This window comes from Methylophaga sp. F-2 (assembly GCF_056859315.1).
Map to the genome: position 1 here is coordinate 394,343 of NZ_JBSXOF010000019.1, position 19,952 is coordinate 414,294.

Here is a 19,952-nt window from a genome sequence, read left to right on the forward strand (position 1 = left end):
CTTCCTTCTTATATTTTTGAGGAAGTATGATTATTTCAGCCAATACGATTTAACACTATTCTCCTGATGGACTAGTCCGATCGAACTAAGTAACGTTATTTCGTAACCACAGATATAAAGATTCAGGCTTAACAGGTTTGATAAGAACATCAAACATAGTGGCTTGCCTAATGGTTTGTTCCCGTTCCATAGAAGCTGTCACCATCAATGTGGGGATGGTTTGTTTGTAGAAATTGCTTATCAACCGGCTCAACTCAATCCCATTGTCTCCAGCTAAATAATAATCAGCCAAAATGACATCTGGCTTTAGAGGTGATGCCTGTAGATATTTCTGCAGAGTGGCTTTATCTGCAAAGCTCTGACAGTCACAATCCCAGCTTTCCAGCAGCTGTTGCATACCATATCGAGTGTCAGCATCATCCTCAATTAACCAGATAGTGAGGTGCAATGGTTCAAATGACGCAGGTTGCATTACGCTGCTGTTCATAGCAACGGCATTGTCAGCATATGGCACATCAATGTAAAACAGGCTGCCTTTACCTGCTATTGAATCAAAAGCAAAATTTAAATTGAGGCTTTTCGCTGTTTTACTCACAATCGACAAACCCAGTCCTAAGCCTTTATCCACCATTTTACGGGCTTCTTCCTCCCTATAAAAAGCCTGATAAATATGCTGTTGTGCCTGCGGTTTGATGCCAATACCTGAGTCGAGCACACAAATACGGATAAATTGAATATGGCGTCGGCATCCAATAATGACGCGACCTTTGGCTGTATAGCGAATCGCATTACTCAGCAGGTTTCTCAGCATGCGTTCAAGTAAGTTAGCGTCTGTTTTAATGACTGCTGAGCTATAGATATAGTGAAATTCAAGCCCTTTATCTTCTGCCACCACCTCAAATTCAACAAATAACTTATCTAACAGCTTGCTGACAGGAAAAACATCAGTCTGGATAGTGAGTTTACCTGCATCCAACTGACTCAAGTCCAGCAAAGCACCAAACATGGTATTCATATTATCAACAGCAGAATGGATTTTTCCTGACAGTACTTTTTGTTGTTCGCTACTCTGACTTTGAGCTAATAACTCCGTTAGCAATCCGATGGTATGAAGCGGTTGTCTGAGATCATGGCTGGCAGCACGTAATAAGTTGGACTTGGCTTCATTAGCTTCGTCAGCCAATTGTTTTAACTGTTTCTGTATATCCAACTGCTGATGGGTGCCAGCAAGATGGCTGCTCATCTCTGTTAATTGCTGGGTTCTTAATAAAGCCAGAAAGAGATAAACAGACAGTAAACTAGTGATTAATGTGCCGGCAATCAGACCAACATAAGGAATAAGTGACTCTGAAGCCCGGTGTGAACTGACATCAGGAAAAACACTGATAAGCCATTGTTTATCAGCTACTTGCAATGGAAACGTCCAGTGCAAATCTTTACTTTTTCTTAACTGAGTAACACTGGATAATGTCGTATTTTTGTTATAAAGCAATTGTTGGCTGTTTGTACTACCATCGTATAAAGCCAAGCCGACATCATCATTATCAAACACATCGCCAAACAGCCCTTTAAAGTCATACAAGCCGACCACATAACCTAATAGGTTTTGCTCTTGGTCAAATAAGGGGTGAAATGCCTGAAAGCCATATAAGTGTTGTTGTTGATAAAAAATGGAAACACGATCGGTAATGGCTGTTTTGTGTGTATTGCTTGCTTTACTCATTACATGTTGACGGGTAGCCACTGCAGCTAAATTAAGGCCATATCGCAGATCAGTGCCTAAGGGAGGATAGACTGCCCGCACAGGAAAGTAGACGGTATGTTCATTAACGGGTTTCGGCATGCCATGTCCAGTAACCTCATAAACGTGATAATCGCTTATCCCCTCGGCACGAACGTGTTCCTCAAAAACAGCTAGTGCTTGCTCAGTCACTTTAGGCACCCAGGCTAAACCACGTGTGCCGGCATGGTAATGTGTTTCCGTATCAAATATACGTTCTAGCTGAGCAGTACTGATGTCCCCCTTGGCTTGGTATAAATCAGCGACATTTCCCAGTGAGTCGAGTGAAATATCAATATTGGTTTGGATTTGTTCGATATGAGACCTTACATTTTTTTCTGTTTCCAGAAACAGTCGTTGTTGGGTGATTTTTTGCAGCTCTAGAAAACCGAGCAATGAAAATGACAGACCACATAACATGACCACCACTGCCCAAATTGCAATAGTTCGGGCGCGTTTTGGTAAGAACCACTTTTGATGCGTATTCATGGCAATGTGATTAGGTCATATCAAGGAGACAACAAAATAAGGTCATGCGATACTTTGCCATAGAACAAAAAGGAATGATAAATAAACATCATGAAATTGCTGATTGCTGATGACCATGAGCTTTATCGTGACGCCTTAGTCATGCTGATAACGCAACATTTTTCCGAATATAGCTGTACTGAGGCGACGAGTTTTGATGAGTTGATTCAACGAATACAAACTGAACAAGACTGGTCAGCGTTCATTGTTGATTTACACATGCCCGGCCTGAATTTCGTTGCAGGTATTAAACAGATTAAGACACATTTTCCAGACGTTCCCCTAATTGTCATTACCTCTTCAGATAATCCTGAAGACACTCAGAGCGCGATGGCTGCAGGTGCTTTAGGTTACATCCTTAAATCAATGAAAAATGAGGAAATTATCCAAGCTTTAACCTTGATATTAAACCATGGCATTTCGATTCACCCGGCCATCCCCAGTGAAGCCGTTTCAAACAACACCTTTGACTTTACACCTCGTCAGCAAGAAGTATTTGCCATGATGTCAAAAGGTGCTTCAAATAAACGTATTGCCTTGGATATGGGCTTAAGTGAAAGTACCGTTAAAATTCATGTCCGCGCTATTTTGAATACACTTCAAGTCTCAAACCGAACTGAAGCGGTATTGAAAGCTAAACAATATTTAGATACATAAAAAAAGCCCCACATCCAGTGGGGCTCTTATTTCAGCTGTCGTCATGCATTAAATGATGTCGGTGAGACTCAAGTTCTGCTTTATACCTGGGATGAAAAACCCGGTAATACGTTATGCCTATCGCAATCGCTAATAAAACGCTCATACAGGTTGCCAACCAGTCTGAAGCCGTCATTGCAGCAATATCCATTGCAAAAAATTCACCAATAAACCATTTCATTATTGACTCCTTATCGCTTATGAAGTGGCTGACTGAATAACAGGTTTATTTTGTCTAACCGCTTGACGAATAGTGACCGTCACGTTGAACAGCATAACAACAGCACCAAGGAAAAAGACCAAACCACCCACAGCACGCATGGCGTAATAAGGATGCATCTGTGCGACTGATTCCACAAAGGTATACGCTAAATTGCCGTAATCATCATAAGCACGCCACATCAAACCTTGCATAATGCCTGACACCCACATAGCTGTGATGTAGATAACGGTACCGATGGTCGCCATCCAGAAATGGGTGTTTACCAGTTTGGTTGAATACAAAGGCACTCGCCATAGTTTTTCGACCATATGATAGATAGCACCGATAGATACCATGGCAACCCAACCCAGTGCTCCCGCATGAACGTGCCCAATCGTCCAGTCTGTATAGTGAGATAAGGCATTAACCGTTTTAGACGACATAACTGGGCCTTCAAATGTCGACATGGCATAAAAAGCCAATGACACAATCAGGAACCGTAAAATATAGTCTGTACGCAGTTTGTCCCAGGCACCACTTAAGGTAAACATGCCGTTAATCGCTCCACCCCATGAAGGAATAATCATGGCCAGGGAAATAGCCGCACCCAGTGATCCAGTCCAGTCAGGTAACGCGGTGTATTGAAGATGGTGAGCTCCTAACCAGACGTAACCAAACACCAACGCCCAGAAGTGAATAACCGACAAACGATAAGAATAAATCGGACGATTAGCCTGTTTAGGTACAAAGTAATACATGATGGCAAGAAAGCCTGCTGTCAGGAAAAAGCCAACGGCATTGTGGCCCCACCACCATTGAATCATCGCATCCTGAACACCGGCAAAAATAGAATAGGATTTCCATAGTTCCACTGGAATAGACAGGCTATTGACGACATGTAAATAAATAATCGCAATCATCATCGCCAGATAAAACCAGTTAGCCACATAGATATGTGAGATACGACGAATGGCGATAGTCATAATAAAGTTAAAAGTAAAAGCCAACCAGACAACTGTGATTAATACGTCCAGAGGCCACTCCATCTCAGCATATTCTTTTGACTGGGTATAACCCAATGGCAGCGTGATAAACATGCCGATAATGACAACATTCCAGCCCCAGAAAGTGAACCAGGCCAGTTTATTACTCCATAAAGCGACACTGCATGTGCGTTGAACAACATAATAGGCTGTCGCCATTAATGTGCTGCCGGCAAAAGCAAAAATCACCGTATTGGTATGAACAGGCCGCAGCCGTCCAAAACTCAGGTAAGGATTATCAAAATTTAATACCGGCCAGGCAAGCTCAGAGGCGATCCATACACCTACACCAGTGCCGATCACCAAATAAATGCACGCCATGACCGTAAAAAACTTCACAATATCGTAATTATAGGGTTTTGTTTCCATTTTATACCTCTCTGTGTTTTGCCCTATTCAGCGAATATCCTGGCGTCGTCTAAACAGAGGTTCAGGATTTAATACTGAACCAGCGTACATCGTGCTAATACCAGAAATGCCCTTAATCGCATCAAACACATCTTTATCCTCTCTGACAGCAAAACTATCGAAACCACAACGATGCATATGGCTGAGTTGATCCCGTAATACATCACCTGTCGCTCGCAACTCTCCCTTCCACTTCAGTCGTGTTCGTAACTCTACTGCCTGGCTATAGGCCCGACCATCAGTAAATTTAGGAAAATCGAGTGCGATAAGCTCCAGCTGTTCCAGCCAGGGTGATAAGGTATAAATATCGGCATCATTCTGCAGCCACACGGCTTTTGCTCTGTTAGCTGGCTGATGTTCAACAGACTCGACCCACAGGCTAAACGGTAAGATCAATTTTTCATGCTCGGAATGTTGATCAATATCTTCCAATTCTTTGATCAAAATCCAATTATCATGCTCGATAATCAGAGGCTGCTCGGTATCACGAAGGCAAATAATATTTTTCATTAATTCATCTCCGCTGTTTGGTAAACACGTTCTTTGAAAGGCGGGATTCCAATACGATCAACTGTGTCACTGAAGCTCTCATCCTGCTCTCTGTATTCAAGAAAGACATTGATAAGCGTGTCGATAACATCTGGCACATCATCCGCCAGAAATGATGGCCCAATCACTTTGCCCAAACGTGCATTTTTGCCTTGATCACCGCCGATGGTAATTTGATACCACTCCACACCATTCTTATCGACACCCAAAATGCCAATATTGCCAATATGGTGATGGGCACAGGCGTTCATGCAACCAGAAATATTCAAACTCAGTGAGCCAATATCATGTAGATAATCTAAATCTGAAAAGCGTTGCTGTATTGCCGCAGCAATTGGGATAGATTTTGCGTTTGCCAGCGAGCAGTAATCAGCACCCGGGCAGGTAATCATGTCTGTTAGCAGGCCAATATTAGGTGCAGCGAGATTTTCTGACTGAAGAGCAGTCCATAAAACAAAGAGATCGGCTTTTTTTATTGAAGGTAGTACCAGATTCTGCTCATGGGTGACCCGAATTTCTGCAAAGCCATATTGTTCTGCCATATCAGCAACAGCACGCATTTGATGTGATGTCACGTCGCCTGGCGGTGTTGCAGGGCCAGGTTTGGTCGAAATCACAACTGAAGCATAATCTGAGTGTTTATGTTCATGTGTATTCCGTTTAATCCAATTGGCAAAGGCATTATTTTCACTCAGTAGATATACATATTCTTTGCTATCTGTTGCCTCATAAGATTCAATACCGAATTGCTTGGCAACACGCTGAAACTCATCTTGCGTTAACTGAGCTGGTCCCCCTTTCAGGTTCTGCCATTCCTTTTCCACTTCAGCGGCAAAAGCTTCTATACCGAGACTCTTCACCAAAATCTTGATGCGGGCTTTATATTTATTATCACGTCGGCCATGACGGTTATACACACGCAGTACGGCTTCCAGATAGGTCAGCATTTCCTGCCATGGCAGATCGGTTTTTAATAACTCACTGATGATCGGTGTACGACCTAGCCCACCACCGGCCATCACTTTAACTTTGATTTGTTCATCATCAGCATCACGATAAAGATATAGACCTATATCATGCGTTCTTACTGCAGCACGGTCTTCGGTTGAGGAAGACACAGCAATTTTAAATTTGCGTGGTAAAAACAGGAATTCAGGATTAATCGTCGACCACTGACGAATAATTTCTGCGTATGGCCTTGGATCAACCACTTCGTCAGCTGAAACACCCGCAAACGCTTCCGTGGTGACATTTCTGACACAGTTGCCTGAAGTCTGAATAGCATGCATTTCGACATCAGCCAGTTTCTGCAGGATATCAGGCACTTGCTCTAGCGTTATCCAGTTGAACTGAATGTTTTGACGTGTAGTGAAATGGCCATACCCCTTATCAAACTGATCGGCAATATCCGCTAGAGTGCGTAGTTGATTTGCAGACAAAGTGCCGTAAGGAATCGCCACACGTAGCATGTAAGCATGCTTTTGTAAGTAGAGACCATTTTGTAATCTCAGTGGCATAAACTCTTCATCAGACAACGCGCCATTGATATATCTATTCACTTGATCACGGAATTGTCTGACACGCTCTAAAACGAGCGCTTTATCATAAGAATCATACTGATACATAACTAACCTTTTGTAATATCTAACCTAAATTAAGGGGCAATAAACACCGCTTTATAACGGTTACTGATGGCTGAATTCCCCTCACTCGTGGCGACAAAGTGAAATTCATGCAAGCCAGATGAGGTCGTATCCGAAGGTAATCTGACTAAGGCTGTGACAGGGACGATTTTACCTGGCTGTATCGTAATGCCCTGCTCTAAACCATCTACGCTAGCTGACGGCAGCCCCTCAATGTGATAGTTCACAACGAGTGGCTGATCTGTTTTATTCAGCAGTTTTAAGGTGTATTTATTTTGAATGTCACCGTTACTCATTTGTATATACAAAGGTCTTCTTTCGTGAACCACATTAAATTCCGTAGGTTCAAAATGAGTAAAGCCATAGCCGACACCAATAATAGAAAAAGCCATGATCAAACTGTAAACAATGACTCGAGGACGTTTCCAAAGGCTGACTTTAGTTTGACCTTGGTGAAGCTCTTTATGAGATGCGTAACGAATCAGGCCTCTTGGCTCATTGATTTTATCCATGATGCTGTCACAGGCATCAATACATAAACCACATGTGATACAGCCTTCTTGCTGACCTTTTCTTATATCAATACCAGTGGGACATACAGCAACACACAATTTACAATCGATACATGAGCCTTTATTAGCCTCTTGTACACCAGAGCGTGATAACTTACCTCTTGGTTCACCGCGAACAGCATCATAAGCAGGTAAAACCGTTTCCTGGTCATACATCACCCCCTGCAGACGTGCATAAGGACATAACCAGAAACAGACTTGTTCACGCATAAAGCCAGCAAACCAGTATGTGAAAAAGGTAAATATGCCCATGGCTACCCAAACTGGTGTGGCGGCATGAAGAGAGAAAATATCACCCCATAACTGATAGGCATCGGTAAACCAGGCTGAAAATGAGATGCCAGTGAGGATGGCAATCGCTAACCACACGACATGTTTGCCGAGCTTTCGAATCGCTTTATTTGCCGTCAAGGGAGCTGCGTTAAATTTACGCTGTTTCTGTGGCGTATTGCCTTCAAACTGGCTTTCGATAAAGGTAAATACGTCGGTCCATACGGTCTGGAAACAGAAATAACCACAAAAGACACGACCAGCAATACTGGTTGCAGCAGCCAATAATATGGCGAAGAACAATAGCGTTAAAGACAGGACCCAGATATCCTGTGGGTATAAAGTTAAACCAAATAAATGAAATTGTTGTTTAGGAATATCAAGTAAAACAGCCTGATGACCATCCCAACGCAAGTAAGGGCCGAGAAAGTAGATTAGCCAGACAGACATGCCGAAGTTTTTTAAAGTCCTGAACCGGCCTTTCATTCGCTTGGCAATGACATTCTCACCCTCACCGGTATGTACTTCCCAGTCGGATAAGGCATCATAAACTTCAACCTTAATGGGTATTTCTGATAGTTTGCTCATCACAGGAACTCCTCTGTGGCTAAATGCTGAAAACGAGTATGTTTTTGTTGTTATACGATGGTTTTTGAACGAATTAATCCTGGCCGGTATAAATCCGACAACAGCGTTAACCCTTGTTTTAATGACTCATAGTCACTGCTGGCCCCGAGTGAAATTCGAACGGCCTGACTACGACTTCGGAACATGACAAATGCCGTTGAAGGCACAATAGAAACCCCTATCCTGCTTGCTTGTTCGGCAAAATCTAATGCTTTGTATCCATGTGGCATTCTCAACCAAAGATGCGGTGAGGCAGGATGAGAGGCAATATCACTTTGCTGAAAAATTGACTGAGCTAATGACTGTCTTCTGATATTTTCAGTCTTAATCGCCTGAGTGATCTCATCAATTTTGTGGTGCCTGATCCAGTGTGAGACAACGGCCGTCATCAATGGTGGTGCCATTAAATGACTGATTCGCATTTCTTCTGTCAGACCCAAGGCATCATTAATGTTGGGTGAGGCGATATAAGCAACACGTAAAGATGGGCTGAGACATTTTGAAATTGTGGCAATATGCCAGGTGCGATCTCTTGCCATGTTGTAGAGTGACGGCAGTTTTTCATCGATGAACTGGTAATAAGGATCATCTTCAATAACAGTCATATCATATTGATTTGCTAAGGAAATTAACGACTCTCTACGCTGTACAGACAAGGTCGCTGTGGTGGGATTATCAATATTGGGGATGACATACAAAACATCGATTGTTTGTTTCGCACATTGTAGTTGTAACTGTTCTGGAATGATTCCCTGCTCATCCATACTGATACCGACAACGTCCAGTTGTAACTGCTCGGCCATTGCTCTCAATCCAGGATAGGAAAACTCTGGAGCAGCTATGGTTTTGGCGCCTTTACGTTTGAGATAACTCAACAAACAAAACAAAGCGCTGTGAGCACCACTTGAAATCAAGAGTTGATCGCTATTTAAACCTGTAAGTTTCGATGATAGCCATTGCTGACCTGCTTCACGATCATCCGGATGACCGGCTGTTTCCTGATAGCAGAGGTGATGTGATGCAGAAATACCGGATAGACTAAGCTCGCTGATAGCTTCGGAAATTTTTTTCTCAAGATTCAGTCCGCTCGGAATGGGCGGGTTGTTCATGCTTAAATCCAGCGGTTTGCCTTCAATAAGCTGAGATGAGTTGTAATGAGAGAAAGTGGTTTGAGCGATGAAGCAGCCATTTCCCCTCTGGGTTTCAACCAGACCTCTTCTGGCGGCTTCATTAATCGCTCTTGTGACCGTCGTCAAATCGACAGAGAGTGCATCAGCCATTTGTCTCTGTGCTGGCAAACGATCACCGGGTTTCAATAAGCGATTTTTTATATCCGCTTCAATGGCATCCACGATACCAATGTATTTAACCCGGGCATTTGTATCAATTCTTGGTGACCACATAGACATTCTCTACCCCACTGCCATTTGCCGTACAATTTGGAGTAGATGCTATGCTTCACCATCTTTGTATGCAATAAAAACATACAAAATAAGTTATTGTATGGGTTGTTATTTTTTTAATTACATACAATCAGGCCTTTTTGATGGAATTTGAATGTTGTGCTTGCGCAAAAAAGCGTGTTTAACGCTTACACTTATTCCCACATCACATCAGCGTTGGCATTAACTGCTGCCTGTAGAAGCTCAATCAACGGCAAAGCACGTTTTGTAATGGGGATATGAGAGTTCTCTTCATCATCACTATCATCGTCTTGCCCATCCCTCGCTTTAGCTTCGCTGACGGCTTGTTGTAAACGCTGTAGATAAGCTGATACATCCTCAGCGACAATAGCCCCTGGAACCGTACCGCTATGCCCCATAAGTTTCAGTAAATGAATGGCAACATCGCCAAACATGGTGATATCGGCATACGGTTTAGTTTTAAATGTGACAATCATGAGATCTCCCGTCGTCTGTTGCACAATAAGCAACATGTTACGTTGAATTAAGAGGTGATGTATAAAAGATTGTGAGGCGGGTGTGTCTATCAGCCAGGCACTTTATTCATAAATATAGCGAATTTCATTTGCAGGCAAAGGTGCACAGAAATAATAGCCTTGCAGCACCACTTCATAGTCATTATCTTTAAAGAAGGCAAGCTGTTCTTCAGTTTCGACACCTTCTACAACGACTTCTAATTTGAGTTGTTTTGCCATCGCAATAATTGCGGTGACAATGGCAGCATCATTCTCATCGTTCACGAGATCATCAATAAACGATTTATCAATTTTTAACGCATGGATAGGAAATTTTTTGATGTAACTGAGTGATGAGTAACCGGTACCGAAATCATCAATGAATATTTTTACACCAATATTTTTGAGTTTTTCTAATATGGCGAAACTCTCATTTAGATGATGCATCATCAGGTTTTCTGTAATTTCGACTTCAAGGTATTCGGCCGGTAACTGATAACGGTCTAGAGAGGCCTCGATAAGTTCAAAAAGCTTATTTGGTTTCCCTGTATGTAAAAACTGTCTAGCAGATAAGTTCACTGAGATGTGTGCAGGAAAGCCTGAATCCAACCACTGTTTGGCTTGTTCGCAGGCTTTATCAATCACCCACTCTCCTATAGAGACAATCAGACCGCTTTTCTCAGCAATAGGAATAAATATTGACGGAGAAATATCTCCATGTTCAACACTATGCCAACGAAGCAATGCTTCGAATCCCACCGTATCACCGGTGACAATGTCTATTTTGGGTTGGTAATAGAGTTCTAGTTCATTATCAACAATGGCACGACGAAGACGGTTTTCTAACTCAAAATGATTTTGTACAGAGCTATTCATATCATCGCTAAAGAAATGATATTGGTTTTTACCGAGTGCTTTAGCATGACGAAGTGCGTTATCCGCATCAGATAACGCCTGATCGACACTCTCTATACCATCGTTAAAAAAGGCGATACCGATACTGATAGATACATATACTTCGTGCTCATCAATAATGAAAGGCGCGTGAAAACTACTGATAATATTTTCTGCAATATTCGCAGCATCAACGGGCTCGTTAATGTAGGTCATCAGCACGACAAACTCATCACCGGCAAAGCGCGTTAAAGTGTCGTTTTTACTCAAACTTTCAGGTAATCGTTTAGCCACTGCTGATAAAAGCTCATCACCTACCAAGTGTCCTAATGAGTCGTTGACCCTTTTAAAGTCATCTAAATCAATGAATAACAGTGCTTGAGAGTGTTTTTTCTGTGCAGCGAGCTTGACTGCTTGCTGGAGCCTATCTGTTAATAATGAACGATTCGGCAAGCCAGTTAACGCATCAAAATAAGCTAAATAATCTAAATCATGTCTTGCCTTTTCAACTTGCTCTAGTTTTTGTGCGTTATCCAGTGCTAGAGACAAAGTATGAGCAAAACTTAAGGCAAATAATTCATCATTTTTATCAAATTGCTGACCTGATAGCTTTTCGCTTAGCAGAATATAACCAAAGGTATGAGTGTCACGTCTAATAGGAACAAGTAAAACTGAAGAGAGATTATGCTGCCCTTCTTGGCATTCGGCACATAATTCATTCAGTAGTTGTGGTTTATTTGGCAGGATATTTTTGTGTAATGACAAACATTGATGAAAAACGGATAACTGTTCCGCAGTAAAGCCAATACCTGTTGTGTCAGTAATTGAATAATTGTTATCAATAAGCTGAACCGATGCAGAATGGCATTGAACAATTTTGGCTAGCGCTTTGATACCTTGGAATTTCACTTCTGGCTCAGCAGAAATGGTCGCTAGACAAGCTAATAAGTCACGAGAACGATCATGAAGTTCTTCTAGACGGTTTGACCATGAAAGCAACTGTTGATGCTCTTCTTCAATCTGTTCAAGTGAAGTATGAGATTCTTTGAGGAGATGCTGTTTTCTATTGACGATTCGTTCAAATATTCCTGAACGTGTGATAACGCCAGTAAAACGATCATCTTCAATAACCGGTAATAAATCCTGACCATTGATATCTAACATGGCCAGACTTTGTTCTATTGGTGTTTCAGGCGTGACAAAAATGTTAGATGTTCTGTTACACAAATCAGCGAATATCCAGTCAGGATGTTTTGATACTTCCTGAAGTGTCACCAGACCACAAAACTTGCCACTATGAGGAGATTCACTAAAAACGGCGAAGATCGTATTTTTATCAATCTTTCTTGGTCGTTCTTCATCCAGTACGTACTGAATCGAATCCGTTTCTAAACAATCCTTTGCAAATAGCGTATTCATTTTATTCTTGATAAATGCACATCAATACTAAGTTCGATATGAAGTACTTCGTCTGAACCTAGGAGTGATTTTGTATGAGTCAGAACAAAATCCATTAATTGCTCTTTGCTGATTCTCCTTAATAAGGACTGGCGAATCAAGATATCACCAATGACATCATCATCTACTTCGATATGTTCGTAAGGAGTCTTTACCAGCAGATCCAAAGCCCGTTTCATTGCAATACAACCTATTGGTGCATCTTTGCCCATAACAAGCATATCTTTCAGGGGAGGCATTTTATATTCACTGATTCTAGCTGAAATATAGGAACCTGACTCTGAGCTTAATGACATCCTTTTCCTCTTCTTAATAAAGGTTAATAATTGATGAGACTTATTTATCGAGACTTACAACTCAAACCTATTAAAAACAGATTTATTTATTAATTGCAAATAATCGTAAAAGCAAAAATATGCATAATGCATACGCATTTCAAATCGAAATTTTTAAATTTTGATTTAAGCTATTGAAAGTAATTCTATAGTCGGTGATTTTATTGTGCTGTCATAACAAGACTGCGTTTAAGAAGACGGTAAATCATCATAATATAAACCTTACATTGCAACTGCTCACCGCCGCGCCATCTCTCAACTGTTTTTTAAAAGACATTAAAATTCTACCGTTAAAAAATGAATAACAGACCTAGGAATTTTTCCTTTGATCGTAGAATACGTGAAACAGTTGGCACAAATTCAGGCTGGCTACATTAAATAATTAAAGTCGACCTGGAATAACTTCTCAACAGCCATGATATCGCGCTGGTTAGATATAAAGATGATCAAGTGATCATCTGGTGCAATCACTAATGACTTATCTGAGAACAATACTTCACCTTCACGCAAAATTGCTGCCACAGAAGCACTGGATGGCAGTTTGATTTGCTCGATATGCCGGCCAACTACTTTTGATGTATTAAAATCACCATGAGCGATAACTTCTATAGCTTCAGCGGCCCCTTGTCTAAGTGAGTGTACTGTCACCACATCACCTTTACGAATATGTGTCAGCAGACTGCCAATAGTGATTTGTGCCGGCGAAATAGCCAAATCGATACTGGTGCCTCTGACCAGCTCGACATGACTCGCCTTGCCGATGATCGAAATGACTTTCCGTGCTCCCATGCGTTTGGCGAGCATGGCAGAAAGTATATTGACTTCATCATCATTGGTGACGGCACAGAATACATCTATCTTGCTGATATTCTCTTCTTTTAATAAGTTGGCATCGCCCGCATCACCATGCAAAACAACTGTCTTTTTTAAATCCTCAGCGATAAAGCGTGCACGCTTGGCGTCAGACTCAACAATTTTTATTTTGTGATTAGATTCAATTCGTTTGGCAAGTTGACGACCGATATTACCGCCGCCGGCAATCAGGATACGTTCATAGGTTTTGTATGCATGACGAAATACTTTAACCAGTTTAGAAATATGATGAGTCAGTGCTAAAAAGAAAATCTCATCACCGGGCTGTAATGCCACTTTGCCTGTGGCCTGAATAACGTCGTTATTTCTGAAAATAGCAGCAACTCGCATTTTTATATCCGGCAAAATATCAAGTAACTTGCTGATGGGCTGGCCCGCCATCGGGCTTTCATCACTGACTTCTACCGCAACAAGTTGTGCCTTGCCATCAAAAAATTCCACTACCTGTAATACTTCCGGTTGTTCAATTAAGCGTTGAAGATAAGCAGTAACTAATTGTTCCGGACTGATAATGACGTCAATAGCGAAGGCTTCAGGTGAAAATAAGGCGGGATATTCAACATAATCAGACGCACGAATTCGTGCCAGTTTTTTGGGGGTTTTAAATAAAGCACTGGCTACCTGACAAGCGACCATATTAATTTCGTCATTCTGCGTGACGGCGATTAACATGTCGGCATCTTCAATGCCTGCTGTTACTAATGTTTCCGGAGATGAGGCATGTCCATTAACCGCACGGATGTCCAGGCGATCCTGAATACGTTCGAGTAAGTAACTGTCAGTATCAACGACAGTGACATCATTACCTTCATTCACCAGACTCTCAGCCGTTGAGCTACCAACCTGGCCCGCACCCAAAATAATAATTTTCATCGTTTTTCCTCTGCTTTTAATGACGCCAATAAGCGGGAATAAATAAAATCAGCAAGGTAAAGATTTCCAATCGACCTGCTAACATTCCGAAGACCCCGAGCCACTTCACCACGTCATTCACACTGACAAAGTTAACGGCGACCTCACCCAGACCCGGTCCCAATAGATTAATGGTAGCGACCACGGCCCCAAATGCACTTTCCAGGTCTAATCCTGCCGCCATCATCGCAACGGTCAGGAACAGCGAAGTGACGATATACAACACATAAAAACCCCAGACTGAATACAACACCTCTTCTGAGACGGCTCTTTCACCTTGTTTGACAACGACAACAGCTCGGGGGTGGGCCAGATGAAATAACTGTCTTAAGCCCAGCTTGGCTAATAACATCACCCGCATCACTTTTACGCCACCCGCTGTCGAACCAGCACAGCCACCGGTAAATGACAAAATCACCATAATCAATGGAATATGCAATGGCCAGCTGGCAAAGGTAGCGGTGCCAAATCCAGTACTGGTCAGTACCGAGGCAACCTGAAAAGCCGCATAACGCAGAGACTCTGCAACAGAGCCATAAGCATTTGACAGGTAAAGACTGGCTGCAACAAATAAGCTGGCAAATAAAAACACTAGACCATAGGTTCTGACTTCAGGATCTTTGGCATAAGGGGAAAGTAGTTTTTTCCTGAAAACAATGAAATGCACAGCAAAGTTAACGCCACCTGCCAGCATAAATACAATCGCGATCAGTTCAATAAGCGGGCTGTTATAAAAACCAAGGCTGTCATCATGAGTTGAGAAACCACCGGTTGCTACAGTAGTAAAAGCATGGCCAACCGCATCAAAAACAGTCATCCCAGCTAAGTAATAAGCAACACCACACAGGCTTGTCAGAATCAGGTAAATAATCCATAAAGAACGTGCTGTTTCAGCAATTCTGGGGGTGAGCTTTTCATCCTTTGCAACCCCGGATGTTTCCGCGCGATAAAGCTGCATGCCACCGACACCGAGTAACGGCATAATCGCTACCGCAAGTACAATAATCCCCATGCCACCAAGCCATTGTATTTGCTGTCTGTGATACAAAATTGACTGGGGTAATTGATCCAGGCCAGTAATAACCGTTGCCCCGGTTGTAGTAAAACCGGATATTGATTCAAATACGGCATCGGTCAAATCCAGATGTAAACCAAAAAGAAACGGTAAGGCACCGACCAATCCTAATAGAATCCAAAACAGTGTCACCACGAGAAAACCATCCCGAACCGAAAGCTCTTGTCGCTGATTTTGGTTCAGCAGCCACAATACCAGTCCAATAGCGATGACAGATAACATGGATAGCAAGAAGACATTCAGTTCGCCATCCTGGTAATAGAGCGATACTATGATGGATGGCACGAAGTTCAGACTATAGAACATCAATAAGATACCAAATAGTCTTAGAATGGCTCGCCAATGCATAGATTAACTATCCTCAATTTGTATGACTAACTGTGAAAAGAAACGACAGCAATGAAAAATAAACATTACTTAAGCGCTTCTGAACTGCATTATGCCTTGCAGTATTAATCACATTGTAAAAATAATATAAAAATCACCTAAACAATCGATAGATAACGTGTTCAATATAACTAAAACGACTTCTCTGCTGACAGGATATTGGCTTGCTACATTAACTGTTATCGGTATTAGTCTTATCACAGAGTTGTTGACGCCCTGGTTACCTCATACCAGCTTATTACTGCTGTTTATGGCTGGCATTGTATTTATTTCTGCCAAAACAGCATTGGGGCCGGCCATCTTTGCCAGTGCACTGAGTTTTACCGTGTTCAACTTCTTTTTTACCGAACCATTTTTTACGCTTGATATCACTCACCGCCATGATTTTGCGACCTTACTTTTATTTATCTCTGTCAGTTTGATTACCGGAAATTTGGCCTCGAAAATGCGTCTGGCAATTGCAGACTCAAAACAGGCACTAGATCGTCAGCATCGTTTTTTTTCTTTTAGTCAGAAAATGACATCTGCCGCCACAAGTCAGGAGGTGATGAGCAGGTTGAAACATGCCATTGTTCAAACAACATCCACACCTTTTTGTTTTATTAACAGACATCAACAACAGTTCATCTGCACCCCATCGACATTATCAGTACCCGATGATGCAATACTCGAGAGCATCTGGCGGCATGAGAATACGTATTTGCAGCAGATAAAAGGTCAGTTTTTCAGTTTAAGATCGGCCGATAAAACACTGGCACTTATCTATGTGACCAAACAATTATCTGAATCGCAATCTGCTGCCCTCCATACCTTTTCCAATCTGGCGGCATTGGCCTTAGAGCGAACTTTACTGGCTGAAGATTTAGAAAAAACCCGGCTGATATCTGAAACAGAACAATTACGCTCTGCACTATTGTCTTCCGTTTCACATGACCTTAGGACTCCGCTTTCCTCCATCATTGGCTCAGCTTCAAGCTTACTTGAATATCAAGAAAAACTGTCTCAACAGGATCAACGGCAACTGCTGACCACCATTCTTGATGAGTCACAACGACTGGATCGACATATTCAGAACTTATTAGATATGACACGATTTGGCCAGGGCAAAGTCACATTAAAACGTGACTGGGTCGATATTAAAGACATCACCGCAGGTGCTTTATATCGGCTTCGTGATGAATTGGATAAGCGACATATTGAAATCGATATCCAGGACAATATGCCTATCATCTGGGTACATGGTCTGCTCATTGAACAAGCACTAGTGAATATTCTCGATAATGCGGCGAGAGTAACGCCGATCGGGGGACAAATCCATTTAGCAGCCAGACTAACAACAAGCTGCATTGAAATCGATATTTCTGATAACGGTCCGGGTATTGCCGATCAAGAAAAAGAAAAAATCTTTGATATGTTTTACAGCGTAGCCCATGGTGATTCCCAAACCAAAACAGGCACAGGATTGGGTTTGGCTATATCGAAAGGGATGATTGCCGCACATGGCGGTAATATTAACGTGTTAGATAATCCATCTGGTGGCACAATCATGCATGTCACCCTGCCCAAACATCCTGTCGTCTATGGCCCGGAATAATGAACATCGCAGCCAAAACTATTCTTATCATTGAAGATGAAGCCCAGATCAGACAGTTCCTCAGAATCAGTCTGGAAGCACAATCACACACAGTTGTTATAGCAACAAATGCTTCAGAAGGACTTGAGTTAGCAAGCAAGCAGCCTGTTGACCTCATCATTCTCGACTTAGGTTTGCCAGACAGAGATGGTCAACAAGTCATCAAAGAACTGAGAAAGCGTTCTCAAATCCCTATCATCGTTTTATCAGTCAGAGCCAGCGAAGATGAAAAAGTCAGGGCACTTGATGCGGGTGCCAATGATTACGTTACCAAACCTTTTGGTATCAGTGAATTAATGGCAAGGGTTCGCGCACTGATTCGGATTAATGATAATCAACCCAGCACTCAAGCCAGAATACAGTTTGATAATTTAACAATTGATACTCAAAGCCATGAAGTCTGGTTAGACAATGAAGCTATCCATTTGTCTCGTAAGGAGTTTGAACTGTTGTATCAGCTCACAGTAACGCCGGGACGGATTCTTACGCATCAGCAATTACTTAAAATTATTTGGGGAGAGCACTTTGTCAGTGAAACGCATTATCTGCGAATTCTGGTGGGTCATCTTCGCCAAAAACTGAATGATGATCCTATGCAGCCCCGTTTTATTATTACCGTGCAAGGGATTGGTTATCGATTCAAATACTAAACTATTTATTCCCTTCCCCACTTGAATATCTGCACCGACAGCGCTCACAATGCGTCATTCACTCTATCAGGATATCTGCATGCTCAAACGTCTAGTCACATTACCTGCCTTGCTTGTGTTGTTCAGCAGCTTTAGCCTGTCTGCAGCGACGCTAACGGTTGATGGCTTAGCCAATAAAAACACACCTAAAGCGACCGATGTTGCCTTTCAGCTAATTGATATGAAGACAGGGAAAACACTGGTAGCTCAACGCGCTGATCAATTACAGCCTCCCGCCAGTTTGCAGAAATTAGTGACCGCATTAGCAGCAAAACTGTACCTTAAAGATGACTTTCGTTTTGTTACACGTCTTGAACGTCATAAGGATGATGTGATTGTTCGGTTTAGTGGCGATCCTGACTTCAGCTCTGATGATTTAGATGCCTTATTTCAATCACTTCGCTCCAGCCAATCCGTTATCAAAGGCAATATTTATATCAATGGATCGATATTTGATGATTATGAGCGTGCTATCGGATTGCCCTGGGACAATCTGGGTGTTTGTTACAGCGCCCCCTCAAGCAGTATTTCTATGGATAAAAACTGTGCTACTGGCAATTTATACATCAAACCAGGTGCCAGCAAACCCTCGGTTTTATTGTCAGCAAAAAAACCGATTCATATCGATACCTCCACATTACAAATCATCAAAACCAAACCGACCAGCGATGACTATTGTCAGATGAAGTTATTAGCTGACAATAAAAATCACTATCAGATTGGTGGCTGTATCCATGAATCCTACCTGCCGATTAAATTAAAATTCGCCCTGCAAAATACCACTGCTTATGCAAAAGCCAATATTGAAGATGCATTAAAAAAAGCAGGTATACAGCTTAAGGGGAAGATAGTCAGGGATGACAATAAAACCGGAACCGTGATTACTGAACATCAATCAGCGTCTTTAGACACTCTGGTCAGAGATATGCTTAAACATTCCGATAATCTTATTGCTGACAATATCTTAAAAACCATAGGTCATGTGTTTTATAAACAGGCAGGCAGCTATGAAAATGGCATCGCCGCGTTACAACACATCCTCAAACAACAAGCGAATATCGATTTAAGTCATGCAATGCTAGTCGATGGTTCAGGTTTATCGAGAAACAACAGACTGTCCGTAGAACAATTGATACAAGTCGTGTCGTATATTTTCAAACATCCCGAGTTAGGCTTAATAAACGACCTTCCGGTATCGGGTGAAAGTGGTACGCTAGCGTTTCGCAGCAGTGTTAATAAACCACCATTAAAAGGTCAGATACAAGCAAAAACCGGCACACTGTATGGCACGTACAATCTGGCAGGAAAGATTCGTACAAAGAGTAATCACGATTTATTGTTTGTACAGATTGTCACCAATTTTCATCCTGCCGATGAAAAACAGTCTCGTTGGCCAGTAATGAAATTTGAAAAGTCGCTATATGAGTCGATTTATCAACGTTTCTAATGGAGTCACCTCT

16 protein-coding genes are annotated in these 19,952 nt (G+C 42.0%); 4 read left to right on the plus strand and 12 right to left on the minus strand.

The window, feature by feature from the left end:
• Positions 1-85 precede the first annotated feature (85 nt).
• The gene (locus AC13DA_RS11240; protein WP_284450818.1) at positions 86-2,269 is read right to left on the minus strand and encodes a CHASE domain-containing protein; all 2,184 of its coding nucleotides are present in this window, start codon (positions 2,267-2,269) and stop codon (positions 86-88) included.
• A gap of 90 nt (positions 2,270-2,359) precedes the next feature.
• Here AC13DA_RS11240 and AC13DA_RS11245 point away from each other — a divergent pair, with 90 nt between their 5' ends.
• Positions 2,360-2,965 carry a response regulator transcription factor gene (locus AC13DA_RS11245; protein ID WP_273180361.1) on the plus strand — a complete coding sequence of 202 codons (606 nt, stop codon included), beginning with the start codon at positions 2,360-2,362 and terminating at the stop codon, positions 2,963-2,965.
• A 31-nt stretch (positions 2,966-2,996) separates the two neighbouring features.
• On the opposite strand, the gene AC13DA_RS11250 is transcribed toward AC13DA_RS11245, so the two are convergent.
• From AC13DA_RS11250 to AC13DA_RS11300, 11 genes are all read right to left on the minus strand, one after another.
• Positions 2,997-3,185, minus strand: coding sequence for a hypothetical protein (locus AC13DA_RS11250; protein ID WP_273180360.1), 189 nt, complete (start codon positions 3,183-3,185; stop codon positions 2,997-2,999).
• A 17-nt stretch (positions 3,186-3,202) separates the two neighbouring features.
• A complete protein-coding gene (gene ccoN / locus AC13DA_RS11255) occupies positions 3,203-4,618 on the minus strand; it encodes a cytochrome-c oxidase, cbb3-type subunit I (RefSeq protein ID WP_273180359.1) in 1,416 nt (471 codons plus the stop codon).
• Between the two features lie 27 nt (positions 4,619-4,645).
• On the minus strand, positions 4,646-5,167 hold the full coding sequence (locus AC13DA_RS11260) for a DUF934 domain-containing protein (RefSeq protein ID WP_273180358.1): 522 nt from the start codon (positions 5,165-5,167) through the stop codon (positions 4,646-4,648).
• Positions 5,167-6,831: a nitrite/sulfite reductase gene (locus tag AC13DA_RS11265; protein ID WP_284450817.1), complete on the minus strand. Its 1,665-nt coding sequence runs from the start codon at positions 6,829-6,831 to the stop codon at positions 5,167-5,169. Before AC13DA_RS11265 ends, AC13DA_RS11260 begins: the two co-directional genes overlap by 1 nt.
• 29 nt (positions 6,832-6,860) lie before the next feature.
• Complete coding sequence (gene ccoG, locus AC13DA_RS11270) at positions 6,861-8,279, minus strand: cytochrome c oxidase accessory protein CcoG (protein WP_284450816.1); 1,419 nt, start codon at positions 8,277-8,279, stop codon at positions 6,861-6,863.
• A 50-nt stretch (positions 8,280-8,329) separates the two neighbouring features.
• Positions 8,330-9,727: an aminotransferase-like domain-containing protein gene (locus tag AC13DA_RS11275; protein WP_473798278.1), complete on the minus strand. Its 1,398-nt coding sequence runs from the start codon at positions 9,725-9,727 to the stop codon at positions 8,330-8,332.
• A gap of 188 nt (positions 9,728-9,915) precedes the next feature.
• The gene (locus AC13DA_RS11280; protein WP_284450814.1) at positions 9,916-10,218 is read right to left on the minus strand and encodes a DUF1840 domain-containing protein; all 303 of its coding nucleotides are present in this window, start codon (positions 10,216-10,218) and stop codon (positions 9,916-9,918) included.
• Positions 10,219-10,320: 102 nt separating this feature from the next.
• Entirely contained in the window at positions 10,321-12,549 is a 2,229-nt protein-coding gene (locus AC13DA_RS11285) for an EAL domain-containing protein (RefSeq protein ID WP_284450813.1), read from the minus strand.
• A complete protein-coding gene (locus AC13DA_RS11290) occupies positions 12,546-12,884 on the minus strand; it encodes a type 2 periplasmic-binding domain-containing protein (protein ID WP_273180350.1) in 339 nt (112 codons plus the stop codon). The genes AC13DA_RS11285 and AC13DA_RS11290 overlap by 4 nt, the downstream gene beginning before the upstream one ends.
• 408 nt (positions 12,885-13,292) lie before the next feature.
• A complete protein-coding gene (trkA, locus tag AC13DA_RS11295) occupies positions 13,293-14,669 on the minus strand; it encodes a Trk system potassium transporter TrkA (protein ID WP_284450812.1) in 1,377 nt (458 codons plus the stop codon).
• Positions 14,670-14,685: 16 nt separating this feature from the next.
• Positions 14,686-16,131 (minus strand): TrkH family potassium uptake protein, encoded by a 1,446-nt coding sequence (locus tag AC13DA_RS11300; protein WP_284450811.1) that lies wholly within the window; start codon positions 16,129-16,131, stop codon positions 14,686-14,688.
• A gap of 157 nt (positions 16,132-16,288) precedes the next feature.
• Here AC13DA_RS11300 and AC13DA_RS11305 point away from each other — a divergent pair, with 157 nt between their 5' ends.
• The 3 genes from AC13DA_RS11305 to dacB all read left to right on the plus strand — a co-directional run bounded on the left by AC13DA_RS11305 (position 16,289) and on the right by dacB (position 19,939).
• Positions 16,289-17,764 carry a sensor histidine kinase gene (locus AC13DA_RS11305; protein ID WP_284450810.1) on the plus strand — a complete coding sequence of 492 codons (1,476 nt, stop codon included), beginning with the start codon at positions 16,289-16,291 and terminating at the stop codon, positions 17,762-17,764.
• Positions 17,764-18,453 carry a response regulator gene (locus AC13DA_RS11310; RefSeq protein WP_273180346.1) on the plus strand — a complete coding sequence of 230 codons (690 nt, stop codon included), beginning with the start codon at positions 17,764-17,766 and terminating at the stop codon, positions 18,451-18,453. The genes AC13DA_RS11305 and AC13DA_RS11310 overlap by 1 nt, the downstream gene beginning before the upstream one ends.
• Before the next feature lie 79 nt (positions 18,454-18,532).
• Positions 18,533-19,939: a D-alanyl-D-alanine carboxypeptidase/D-alanyl-D-alanine endopeptidase gene (dacB, locus tag AC13DA_RS11315; protein ID WP_284450809.1), complete on the plus strand. Its 1,407-nt coding sequence runs from the start codon at positions 18,533-18,535 to the stop codon at positions 19,937-19,939.
• Positions 19,940-19,952 lie beyond the last annotated feature (13 nt).